The following is an 11,741-nucleotide window of genomic DNA, read 5'->3' on the forward strand; positions in this document are numbered from 1 at the left end:
CCGGGGGTTGGGGTTTCCCCCACTATGCTGGAACTATGCCTTGGTGGTCCTGGATTTTGATATGGGCGGCGCTCATTGTCGCCGCTGCAGCGTTTTACGGCCTGGTTGGCTGGCGGATTTTCCGCAAACTGATGGCTACGCTGCGTGAAGCGGAAGGTGCTGTGTCGCGGCTGGGACTGTCAGTGCCGGCAGCGGCGGTGCCCCTTACAGGAACTTCCGAGCAGGAGCTCGGAATCTTCGATGACCCCACCCGCGCCAAAGCCCGCTACGAAGAAGGTAAAGAGGCGCGCAAGGCCCGGCGGCGGGAGCACCGGGTAGCCCGGCGCCTCGCCAACGGCCAGCCCCGCGCCCTGCGGGACTTCCCAGACCTCTGACGTAAACTGTCTCAAAACGAAAGGACACCGGCATGAACGGCATTCAAGGCTGGCACATAGTAATTCTCGTCATTTTGGCACTCCTGCTCTTCGGTGCACCCAAGCTTCCCGGCCTGGCCCGCAGCGTGGGACAGTCGCTGCGCATCTTCAAGTCCGAGGTCCGGCAGATGAAGGACGAAAATCCGTCCTCCGACCCCGCGGCGGGCGACCCGGTGGAGGGACGTATCGTCAACAATCCCTCAGCCACCGGGGCAGCCGGCGGCCCGGTTCCTCCGGCAGCCCCCGGCGCTCCTGCCAACCCGGGAACCGAGCAGCGCCCCGCGGGTAATCCGCCCACCAGCCTGTAACGGCCGTGGCGCTGACCAAAGGTCGCAAAGCCAACCCGGAAGGGCGGATGGCCCTCAAGGACCATCTGCGGGAGGCACGAAACCGCCTGTTCAAGTCAGGCATAGCTGTTGTACTGGGCACCGTGGCAGGCTTCTTCCTGTATATGCCCGCCTTCAATGCGCTGACCCGGCCGGTCCTCGACGTGGGGAACCAGGACGGACGGTTTGCCACCATCAACTTCGAGGGCGTGGCGACCCCGTTCGACCAGATGATCCAGGTCTCGGTCTTTCTGGGGCTGCTCATGTCCTGCCCGGTGTGGCTCTACCAGCTCTGGGCATTCATTACTCCGGGCCTGAAGACCAAGGAACGCCGCATGGCGCTGGGCTTCATGGCTGCGTCCGTGCCGTTGTTCCTGGGCGGCGTGGCGCTGGCCTGGATCCTCCTGCCCAGTGCCATCGACGTGCTCACCGGATTCACTCCCGAGGGCAGTGCCAACGTGATCACGGCCAGTGTCTACCTGGCTTTTGTGCTCAGGCTCCTGCTGGCCTTTGGCATTGCATTCCTCATCCCCGTAGTGCTGGTGGGACTGAACATGACCGGCATCCTGCCCGGCAAGCTCATCGTCAAATACTGGCGGATCACCATCTTCCTGATCTGCGTCTTCGCTGCCATGGCGGCTCCGGGCGGCGACGCCCTCACGATGTTCTACATGGCTGCACCGCTTCTGCTGCTCTTCGGCCTGGCCGTGGGCATCTGCCTCATCAATGACAGGCGCCGGGCGAAACGGAACGCCGCCCGCGAGGCCGCCGTCAGCGCCTCCGCCGACACCGCAACACCGCTGGAGAACCTCTAGCCCGCACCGGCCGGGCACGGCACGCCGCGTTTCAGCCCAAGGCGGAGCAGGAGCCCTTTGGCACCGCGGCGGCCGTGCAGAGTCTAGTCTTGAAACATGACTTCCCCGTCGGAGCGGTACCTGGCCGCGAAAGAACGTGCCGAGCACTCCAAGACCCACCTGGCAGTCTTCGAGCAGCAGCTTGGTTTTGACCTTGATCCGTTCCAGTCAGAGGCCTGCCGGTCCGTTGAGTCCGGCCGCGGCGTTCTGGTGGCTGCGCCCACCGGCGCCGGAAAAACCGTGGTGGGGGAGTTCGCTGTTTACATGGCCCTTGAGCGCGGGCTCAAGGCGTTCTACACCACCCCCATCAAGGCCCTGAGCAACCAGAAATACCTCGAGCTCTGCGCCTCCTACGGATCTGAGCGTGTGGGACTGCTCACCGGGGACACCAGCATCAATCCGGACGCCGACGTCGTCGTGATGACCACTGAAGTCCTGCGCAACATGCTCTACTCCAATTCCTCAACGCTGGACGAGCTGGGCTATGTGGTGATGGACGAGGTCCATTACCTCGCTGACAGGTTCCGCGGCGCAGTCTGGGAGGAAGTCATCATCCACCTGCGCTCCGACGTGCAGCTGGTCTCCCTCAGCGCCACCGTCTCTAACGCCGAAGAATTCGGCGCCTGGCTGGATACTGTCCGGGGGGACACCGACGTCGTGGTCTCCGAACACCGCCCCATACCCCTGTGGCAGCATGTCATGGTGGGCCGGGACATCATGGACCTCTTCGAAGCAGATGTTTCCTTCGACGAGGCTGCGGAACCCGAGCAGCCCGCCGGCGTCCAGGAACGCTACCGGGTGAACCCCGAACTGCTGGAGCTTGCCCGCGCCGAATCCCGGATCAACCAGCGCGGCCACGGTGGACACTGGGGCGGCTCGCGCGGTTCCTCACGCAACGGCCACCGCGACGCGTCCCGGCGCGGTCATTCCGGCCCGCCCATCAGCAGGATTCCTAAGGCTTCCCGTCCCGCGGTGATTTCCCAGCTGGACAAGCGCGGACTGCTTCCGGCCATCACCTTCATCTTTTCCCGCAACGGGTGCGAAGCAGCGGTGCGGCAGTGCGTGGACTCCGGCCTGTGGCTGACCAATGAGCCGGAACGCGCCGCCATTGCGCGCCTCGTGGATGAAGCCAGCCAGGACATCCCCGAGGATGACTTGGAAGTCCTGGGCTTCTGGACCTGGCGGGAAGGACTGATCCGGGGCTTTGCCGCCCATCACGCGGGTATGCTTCCCACCTTCAAGGAGGTGGTGGAACGGCTGTTTACCGCAGGACTCGTCCGGGCGGTCTTTGCCACTGAAACCCTTGCCCTTGGCATCAACATGCCGGCCCGCACAGTTGTCCTGGAGAAGCTGGACAAGTTCAACGGCGAAGCCCACGTGGACATCACTGCCGGGGAGTACACCCAGCTCACGGGACGCGCCGGCCGCCGCGGCATCGACGTCGAAGGCCACGCCGTGGTGCTGTGGCAGCCCGGCACAGACCCCGCTGCCGTTGCGGGCCTGGCCTCCCGGCGGACCTATCCGCTGAACTCCAGTTTCCGCCCCACCTACAACATGAGCATCAACCTGATGGCTCAGTTCGGGCGCGAACGGTCCCGGGAAATCCTGGAATCCTCCTTTGCCCAGTTCCAGGCTGACCGCTCAGTGGTGGGGCTGGCCAAGCAGGTCCGGTCCCGGGAGGAATCCCTGTCCGGCTACGAAAAGGCCATGACCTGCCATTTGGGTGACTTCACGGAATACGCAGCCCTGCGCCGGGAGCTGTCCGACCTCGAGGCACAGGCCTCAAAGACGCGCGCCAGGGACCGCCGCTCCGCCGTGGCGGCATCCCTGGACGGGCTGGTGCCGGGTGACGTCATACTGATTCCGGGCGGCCGGAATTCCGGCTACGCCGTGGTCCTGCCGCAGGAATTCTCAGCAGGCCGCGAGGCGCGGACCACGGTCCTGACCGAGGACAAGCAGGTCCGGCGAATCACCGCGCAGGAACTGGACGGCGCTGTGGAAACCGTGTCGCACATCCGGATTCCCAAATCCTTCAACTCACGGGTGACGAAGGACCGGCGGGATCTGGCGTCATCAATGCGCAACGCCCTGCATGAACACCGTCCGCCGCGTGCTTCGACCAGGCGCGGCGGAGCCCTCCACGTGGGGGGCGCCAACCGGCAGGAACAGGCCATCACCGAACTGCGCCGAAAAATGCGGGCTCACCCCTGCCACGGCTGCAGCGACCGGGAAAACCACGCACGCTGGGCCGAACGCTGGTGGAAACTGCGCCGCGAAACGGACAATCTGGCGGGCCAGATCCGCGGCCGTACCAACACCATTGCCAAGACCTTTGACCGGGTGTGCGATGTGCTGGGCCGGTACGGATACGTGGCCCCGGACGAAACCGGACGCGTGGTGGTGACTCCCAACGGACAGAAGCTGCGCCGCATCTACGGCGAAAAGGATCTGCTTATAGCTCTCTCGCTGCAGAACGGCGCGTTCAACGACGTCGACGCCGCCGAGCTGGCAGCGCTGGCCACCGCACTGGTCTACCAGGCCAAGCGCGAAGAGCGGGGAGTGCGTCCCAAGCTGCCCAGCATTTCCCTCGAGGTTGCCATGGACGTCATAGTGCGCCAATGGTCCCGGCTGACCGACCTGGAGGAGTCGGAACGGCTGCCCCAAACAGGGGAGCCCGACCTCGGCCTGGTGTGGCCGATGTACAAGTGGGCCAAGGGGAAGCACCTTCAGCTGGCCCTGAACGGCACCGAACTGGCAGCCGGAGACTTTGTCCGGTGGACCAAACAGGTGATCGACCTGCTCGACCAAATGGCCAAGGTGCCGGACCTGCCCGCAGGCCTGCGCCGCCGCTGCATTGACGCCATCGGGCTGATTCGCCGCGGCGTGGTCGCCTATTCGGCCGTCAGCGAGTAATCCCGCTGCTCCAGCCAACCTGCCTTCCGGCGGGCAACCCTCAACAACCGCGTCCGTTACCGGCGCGCGGCAGAAACAGTCCAGCACTACAGAAACAGGTAAGTCCTTGAACGCCAATCCCGCCCCCAGCAGTTCGAAGCTGACGTTGTACCGCAACGGATCCGTCTACAGCGCCGCGGATCCGTTTGCCACAGCAATGCTGGTGGAGGGTGACACCGTCGCCTGGGTTGGATCCGAGCAGGCTGCCGCCTCGCTGCAGGACAGCCGCATGGACGTGGTTGACCTGGGCGGGGCGCTCATTACGCCCGGCTTCGTGGACGCACACGCACACATTACGGAAACCGGTGCAGCGCTCTCCTCGCTTGACCTGACGAACGCGGCATCGCTCACCGAGCTTTTGGACCTGGTGGCCCAAGCGGCCGCCCGTACCGACGGACTGATCGCAGGTTACGGCTGGGACGAGTCATCCTGGCCCGAACGCAGGGTCCCCACCGCCGCCGAACTTGATGCGGCTTCGGGGTCCCGCCCCGTTTACCTTGCCCGCACGGACGTGCACTGTGCCGTGGTATCCGGAACCCTTGCAGCCGCACTGAACCTCGCGGCTTACGACGGATGGGACAACGGCTTCGTGGTGCGTGCAGCGCACACCCTGGCACGGACCGCGTCCCGCTCCCTGGATCTCGCTCAGCGCTCCCGCTACCAGCAGGCCGCGCTCAAGCATGCCGCCTCGCAGGGCATCATCGCTGTCACCGAAATGGCAGCCCCGCACATTTCTCCGGTCGAGGATCTGCGCCAGCTGGTGGGGTTGGAGGGCTCTCTCGGGGCTGACCCGCTTCCCGAGGTGCTGCCCTACTGGGGGCAGCTCGTTCAGTCCGAGGCAGAGCTGGCCGAGGTTACGGCACCGTTCGAAGGCAGGCTGCGCGGGCTTGCCGGGGACCTGAACATGGACGGCTCCATCGGCGCCCGGACAGCAGCCCTGAGGACGCCCTACACGGACGCCCCCGATACCAGCGGCACGCTGTACCTGACCGCCGAGCAGGCCGGACGCCATTTGGAGCTGGCAACCCGGGCGGGCCTGCAGGGCGGATTCCATGTCATCGGGGACGCCGGTTTGGACACGGTCCTCTCCGGACTCCGCATCGCCGCGGAAGCAGTGGGCGAGGAATCGATCCGTGCGTCCCACCACCGGCTGGAGCATGTGGAGATGGCCGATGATGCGGCTGTTGCCGAGATGGTCCGCTACGGCGTCATTGCCAGCATGCAGCCGGGCTTCGACGCTGCCTGGGGCAGCAGCGGCGGACTTTATGAGCAGCGCCTGGGGGAGCGCAGCCGCTCCATGAACCGGTTTGCCTCCCTGCTTTCCGCCGGCGTCATGGTTGCCCTGGGTTCCGACGGTCCCGTGATGCCGCTGGATCCGTGGTCTGCTGTCCGGGCTGCAGTTTTCCACTCCAACCCGGCGGAACGCATTTCCTCGCGTGCCGCGTTCATCGGCCACACCCGGGCGGGATGGCGGGCGGCAGGGTCGGGGAACTTCATGCTGGGCCAGCTGGCACCGGGTTCTCCTGCCTCCTATGCCGTGTGGGAGGTTGAAGAGCTGATGGTCCAGACTCCTGAAGGCAAGGGAGCGGCGTGGAGCACTGATCCCCGGGCGGGAACCCCGCTGCTCCCGGCGCTGGACACTGCGCACCAGCCGCGCTGCCTGCTGACCGTGCACAACGGCACAGAACTGTACCGGTCAGTAGGGTTCTAGGATCCACTTCCCGCAAAACAGCCCGGCGGCTCGCCCGCGTGACCTGCACTAACGAGTAAATGCCCTAGTGAGGGGCTTGTTGACACATTCGTGACAACACGTAGGCTAGGGGAATCGCGGCGGGTCCACGGGAAACTGAGCCCGTCGTGCGCGCACATCGATGCGCGCGAAGTGTTGGGCACTACAGGTACGTTGAGCATTACAGGTACTGAGTGCGTATGAGGGGCAGTTTCAACCGTCAGTAGAAAACAGTTCCGGCCCCGGCCGGCTCTGGCCCGAAGGCGGATGACACTGCCCCTCTGCGTGCACCGAACAGCGGGTGTGACCGGCACTGCACCGGCACGTGCAAGAGTGGGGCACCCGCGGACCATATACTGGGAAGTCTTGTCGGGGTAAGAACCCCAGTGGCCGTGTTCTCCTCGGCCTGTCCCCAATGAAAGGCAATCTGAGTGCGCGTCCTGACCATCATCCCGACCTACAACGAAATCGAATCGCTTCCCAAGACGCTTCAGCGGCTGCGGCTGGCGGTGCCGGATTCGGATGTGCTGATCGCGGACGATAACAGCCCCGACGGCACCGGAGCCTACGCGGATGAGATTGCCGCCAAGGACCCGCAGGTGCACGTGCTGCACCGCAGGGGCAAGGAAGGGCTCGGCGCCGCGTACATTGCCGGCTTTCGGTGGGGCCTGGAGCGGGACTACGACATCCTCGTTGAGATGGACGCTGACGGATCCCACAAGCCCGAGCAGCTGCCGCTGCTGCTGGCTGCCGCGGAAAACGGTGCCGACCTGGTGATCGGTTCACGCTGGGTTCCTGGCGGCTCCGTGGTCAACTGGCCCCTGCACCGCAAGATCCTGTCCCGCGGCGGAAGCACGTATTCGCGCCTCATGCTCGGAATCGGAGTCCGTGACATCACGGCAGGTTTCCGGGCCTTCCGCCGAAGCACGCTTCAGAAGCTGGACCTCAGCGCCGTGGAGTCGGTGGGCTACGGCTTCCAGGTGGACATGACCTTCCGTGTTGCCCGGCTGGGACTTCGGATCCAGGAGGTTCCGATCACATTCGTGGAGCGCGAGTTCGGTGCTTCCAAGATGAGCGGAAACATCGTCTTTGAAGCCATCGCCAACGTCACGAAGTGGGGTTTGGGCGCCCGCTGGAAGAAGCTGACGCACCGCGGCTAGGAACGCCCGCAGCAAGAAGGGAGGGCGGTTGCCGTACGGCAACCGCCCTCCCTTCTTGCACAGGTACGCTCAGCGGATCACGTTTTACTTCGAGGCAGTGGTGCGCTCTCCGCGGCGCTCCCGAAGGATGTTCAGACGGTCCTGGAGGATTGTTTCCAGTTCCTCGATGCTGCGCCGCTCCAGCAGCATGTCCCAGTGGGTGCGTACCGGCTTGTCATTGCTGTTGTCCGGCTTCTCGCCGTCAACCAGGAGGGCTTCCTTGCCGGTCTTGGATACCCAGACCGGAGGAACGTCGGCCTCGGCGGCGAACGTCACGAATACCCGTTCGCCGTCCTCGCAGCGGTATTCCACCCGCTGGCGGGGAGCCGGCTCTACGCCGGATTCAGTCTCCATGCTCTGCGCGCCAAGGCGCATACCCCGCAGGCTGCGATCGCTCATCTTTTCTCCCTCTTCAGTCCGAAGGATCCCGGGGGATCCGTCTGTAGTGCTGGTGGTACCGTTCCGCCCCGGTACCGTCAAAAGTTTGTGCCGCACGCCGGCTTGGACGCGTTCGGAGCGTTCGAGCCGCTGTGCCGTCCCGAAGGCGGCCCACTGGAGTCAACGCGGATGACGCGCGGAATGTTCCGGCACGTTATCCGTTGATGTCTCCAGGGGCGGGCCAAAGGGATGACCCCGGCAAACAACCAATTATACCGGGCGCCGGCGCTTTGCCGTAACCGTCAGGCTAGACAGCGGCGTCGGGGGAGTCGGCCAGGGTGGGCGCAGCCGGCGAAGCTGCTCCGGCCGGCGCCGGTTTGGGAGCCGCCGTGTCCTCGCCCGCAGTGCTGTGGCCGGTGCCGTTGGAAGACCCGTTGGAGGTTCCATTGGCCGAGAAACTGTCGGGCACGTAATTGCCCAATGCGCTTCCGACGCCCTTGAGCGCTTCGCCGAGCTCGCTGGGAATGATCCACATCTTGTTCGAGGTTCCCTCGGCCAGCTTCGGCAGGGTCTGCAGGTATTGGTAGGCCAGAAGCTTCTGGTCCGGGTTCCCCTTGTGGATGGCTTCGAAGACCTTGGCGATGGCCTGGGATTCACCGTCGGCGCGCAGGATATCCGCTTTGGCATCACCTTCGGCGGCAAGGATGGCTGCCTGCCGGCGCCCTTCCGCGTTCAGGATCTGTGCCTGCTTGGTGCCTTCGGCCGTCAGGATGGTGGCGCGGCGTTCACGCTCGGCCCGCATCTGCTTTTCCATGGAGTCCTGGATCGACAGGGGCGGTTCAATGGCCTTGAGCTCGACGCGGGAAACCCGGATGCCCCAGCGGCCGGTCGCCTCGTCCAGGACGCCGCGAAGCTGGCCGTTGATGCGGTCGCGCGAGGTCAGTGCCTCTTCAAGGTTCAACCCGCCGACGACGTTGCGCAGGGTGGTGGTGGTGAGCTGCTCAACAGCGTGGATGTAGTTGGCGATCTCGTAGGTGGCCGCACGCGGATCGGTCACCTGGAAGTAGACGACGGTGTCAATGGAAACCACCAGGCTGTCTTCAGTGATGACCTGCTGCGGCGGGAAGGAAACGACCTGCTCGCGGAGGTCCAGCAGCGGGAGCAGCCGGTCCACGAAAGGAATGAGGATGGTCAGGCCCGGGGACAGCGTCCGCTGGTACTTTCCCAGCCGCTCAACGACGCCGGCGCGGGCCTGCGGAATGATCTTGACCGATTTCACCAGGATGACCAGGACAAAAATTATCAGGACAGCCAGAATGATGATGAGGCCGGTTGCTCCGGAACTCATATTCCCCCTTCAGGTTTTGGCCCGCCCGTTCGGACGGGCCTGGTTTTGTGTCGGCGGTCCCCGCCGCCGGAATCTTGGTGTCTGTGCCTTACCGCTGAACCCCGGGATCCTCGGTTGGTTCCCCGCTGGTACTGGTCTCGGTGGCGTGCGCCCCGCCGGGAGCGGCCACAACGACGGCGGTGGCCCCGTCAATACGGGTCACAAGCGCCGGCGCGCCGGCGTTGAGGCTGGAACCGTCCGGAGTGCGGGCAGTCCAGATGTCGCCGCCGATCTTGACCGTTCCTGCGGAGCCGGACACGGCTTCCAGGGCCACCGCAGGCTCGCCGATGAGCCGGTCAATGTTGGAGCGCCGATCCTTGGGCCCGCGCTCCAGGTGTTTCAGCGCTATGGGCCGGACAAGAACGATCATCAGCAGCGCCACAATGCAGAAAACCACCACCTGCAGGAAGAGCGGTGCACCGAAGACCGCTGCCAGCATGGCAGCGAGGGCGCCCACTGACAGCATCGCGAAGAACAGGTCCAGCGTCAGCGTTTCAATGGCGGCCAGGGCCAGGAAAAGTACCAGCCAAACCGCCCAGCCGTAATCGAGCATCCATTGGTATACGTCCTGCATGTCAGTCCCCTTCGGCTCCGCCGAATGCGGTGCAGCGGCGGTTGGAGTGTACGGGCGGTGCTGCCCATTGTGCCCGATACGGCCGGATTATGTCCGGTGGACACCGTATGACGGGTATAACGTTTGGGTGCCGCTTTCCGTGCTAGCCATCATAGTGCCGCAGCACGGGGGTGTCAGGCGGCGCGGAACAGCTGCAGGGAGAAGGAAGCGGTCACCGGGATGGATTCCGGTATTTTCGCCAGAGTGTTCCCGAGCAGGTCCCGGTCCAGGTGCCGGGCAGAGGGTCCCATCAGGGCCACGTTGCGAATATCCGCAGCACTGAGGTTCATGGAGTATTCGCAGTGGCTGGTCTGCTCCGCACGGAAGTGGTCCTTCACCGCTGCTGCTACCCGGTTCTCCTTCTCCCCGCCGATGTCCAGCATCCCCGCCAGACTGCGGATCTCCTGCAGATGTTCGGGCTGCGGCGTGACGACCATTAGGATCCCGTTTGTGCTCAGGACGCGGCGGAACTCCGGAACATTGCGCGGAGCGAACACATTCACCACCGCGTCCACCGACGCGTCGGCCAGCGGAAGCGGGCGCCATACGTCCCAGACAAGGCAGGTGGCTGCAGGCAGTGCCCGGGCGGCCCGGCGCAGCGCGAACTTGGAGATGTCCAGCGCCACTGCCGCCGTGCCCGGAAGGGACCGGGTTACAGCGCCGAGGTAATAGCCCGTGCCGGCGCCGGCATCGAGGACTGACCGTGCGTCCGGAACTGCGCCCGCAACCAGCCGGGCAACTTCCTGAGCCATGGGCTGGTAATGGCCGGATGAAAGGAAATCCACCCGCGCCTGCACCATCTCTGCTGTATCGGCTGCGAATTTGGTGCCGCTGCCCGTCAGCAGGTTGAAGTATCCCTGGCGTGCAGCGTCATAGCGGTGCCCCCCGGGACAGGTGAGGCTGCGCCCCCGGTCCGCCTCGACGGAAGACAGCGGCCCGCGGCAGACCGGGCACAGCAGCAGGGAAGGCGTTAAAGGCATCCTTCTATCTTAGGTGCGGCCCGCGGGGTGCAGCAGTCACGGTTCCGCAGTCACAGTTCCGCGGTCCGGTCCGGCATCGGTAGTAGGCTCAAGCGCGTGAAACCTTGTGATCTGGATCTCCTGACCTCCGTCTCTGCCCCTGCCATTCATCCAAACGGCACACATGCCGTGGTGTCTGCCACCAGGCCCGATTTCGCTGCCGATGCCTATGTAGGCCAACTCTGGTCCGTTCCCCTGGGCGACGGCGCTACCCCGCGACGCCTCACCCGCGGTTTTTCCGACACCCGGCCGCAGTTCTCACCCGACGGGGAAACGCTGGCTTTCCTGCGTTCGGCCCCCGGCAGCAAGCCGCAGCTCTTCGCGATGCCCGCCGGAGGCGGCGAGCCCGTACAGCTCACCGACACCAAGATGGGCGTGAGCTGGTTCCGGTTCTCGCCGAATTCCGCACAGGTGGTGTTCTCTTCAAGGGTTCCCGCCCACGGCAGATACGGAACGGTCGACGGCGTCGGCGCAGGCGCGGAGGACCCGCGCCTGATCAGCAGCTACAAATACCGGGCGAACGCTGCCGGTTACACCGCCGACAAACGGGTGCAGGTGTTCCTGCTCGACCTGCCGGCACTGGATGCCGAGCCGTGGATCGAGCCGGCGGGACGGATGAAGGAAACCCTGGCAGACAAGGCCGAAACGGGACGGTTCCCCGTCGCCCGGCAGCTGACGCAGGCTGACGCCGATGCCTCCGCACCCGTTTTTTCCGCCGACGGCAAGCGCATCCTGTTTACCGCTTCGCTGCACGACACAGCCGATGAGGACCTGGTCTCCGACGTCTACGCCCTCGAACTGTCCGGCGAACTGTCCGGCGATCTTTCTGCCGGAACACCGGAACGCCTCACCAATACGGGCGGTGGGGCCT

The 11,741-nt window shown here is 65.0% G+C and carries 10 protein-coding genes and 1 pseudogene; 7 read left to right on the plus strand and 4 right to left on the minus strand.

Annotated elements, in window-relative coordinates:
* Positions 1 to 35 precede the first annotated feature (35 nt).
* The 6 genes from QMA10_RS01010 to QMA10_RS01035 all read left to right on the plus strand — a co-directional run bounded on the left by QMA10_RS01010 (position 36) and on the right by QMA10_RS01035 (position 7,434).
* Positions 36 to 374, plus strand: coding sequence for a hypothetical protein (locus QMA10_RS01010; RefSeq protein WP_290165271.1), 339 nt, complete (start codon positions 36 to 38; stop codon positions 372 to 374).
* 32 nt (positions 375 to 406) lie between these two features.
* Positions 407 to 721 (plus strand): Sec-independent protein translocase subunit TatA, encoded by a 315-nt coding sequence (tatA, locus tag QMA10_RS01015; protein ID WP_290165274.1) that lies wholly within the window; start codon positions 407 to 409, stop codon positions 719 to 721.
* A 5-nt stretch (positions 722 to 726) separates the two neighbouring features.
* The gene (tatC, locus tag QMA10_RS01020) at positions 727 to 1,554 is read left to right on the plus strand and encodes a twin-arginine translocase subunit TatC (protein ID WP_290165275.1); all 828 of its coding nucleotides are present in this window, start codon (positions 727 to 729) and stop codon (positions 1,552 to 1,554) included.
* Positions 1,555 to 1,650: 96 nt separating this feature from the next.
* Complete coding sequence (locus QMA10_RS01025) at positions 1,651 to 4,506, plus strand: DEAD/DEAH box helicase (protein ID WP_290165276.1); 2,856 nt, start codon at positions 1,651 to 1,653, stop codon at positions 4,504 to 4,506.
* A gap of 106 nt (positions 4,507 to 4,612) precedes the next feature.
* Positions 4,613 to 6,256, plus strand: a complete 1,644-nt coding sequence (locus QMA10_RS01030) for an amidohydrolase (protein WP_290165279.1) — start codon at positions 4,613 to 4,615, stop codon at positions 6,254 to 6,256.
* A 449-nt stretch (positions 6,257 to 6,705) separates the two neighbouring features.
* Complete coding sequence (locus QMA10_RS01035) at positions 6,706 to 7,434, plus strand: polyprenol monophosphomannose synthase (protein ID WP_290165281.1); 729 nt, start codon at positions 6,706 to 6,708, stop codon at positions 7,432 to 7,434.
* An 84-nt stretch (positions 7,435 to 7,518) separates the two neighbouring features.
* Here the strand turns inward: QMA10_RS01035 and QMA10_RS01040 are convergent, their stop codons facing one another.
* The 4 genes from QMA10_RS01040 to QMA10_RS01055 all read right to left on the minus strand — a co-directional run bounded on the left by QMA10_RS01040 (position 7,519) and on the right by QMA10_RS01055 (position 10,831).
* Entirely contained in the window at positions 7,519 to 7,872 is a 354-nt protein-coding gene (locus QMA10_RS01040) for an RNA polymerase-binding protein RbpA (RefSeq protein ID WP_290165282.1), read from the minus strand.
* A gap of 286 nt (positions 7,873 to 8,158) precedes the next feature.
* Positions 8,159 to 9,199, minus strand: a complete 1,041-nt coding sequence (locus QMA10_RS01045; protein ID WP_290165283.1) for an SPFH domain-containing protein — start codon at positions 9,197 to 9,199, stop codon at positions 8,159 to 8,161.
* Positions 9,200 to 9,287: 88 nt separating this feature from the next.
* Positions 9,288 to 9,812 (minus strand): NfeD family protein, encoded by a 525-nt coding sequence (locus QMA10_RS01050; RefSeq protein ID WP_290165284.1) that lies wholly within the window; start codon positions 9,810 to 9,812, stop codon positions 9,288 to 9,290.
* 173 nt (positions 9,813 to 9,985) lie between these two features.
* Positions 9,986 to 10,831 carry a putative RNA methyltransferase gene (locus QMA10_RS01055; protein WP_290165286.1) on the minus strand — a complete coding sequence of 282 codons (846 nt, stop codon included), beginning with the start codon at positions 10,829 to 10,831 and terminating at the stop codon, positions 9,986 to 9,988.
* A gap of 96 nt (positions 10,832 to 10,927) precedes the next feature.
* Between QMA10_RS01055 and QMA10_RS01060 the strand changes: the two are divergent.
* Positions 10,928 to 11,741: pseudogene (locus QMA10_RS01060) on the plus strand (S9 family peptidase); the annotation flags it as partial.

The organism is Arthrobacter sp. APC 3897 (assembly GCF_030407495.1).
GTDB lineage: Bacteria > Actinomycetota > Actinomycetes > Actinomycetales > Micrococcaceae > Arthrobacter_B.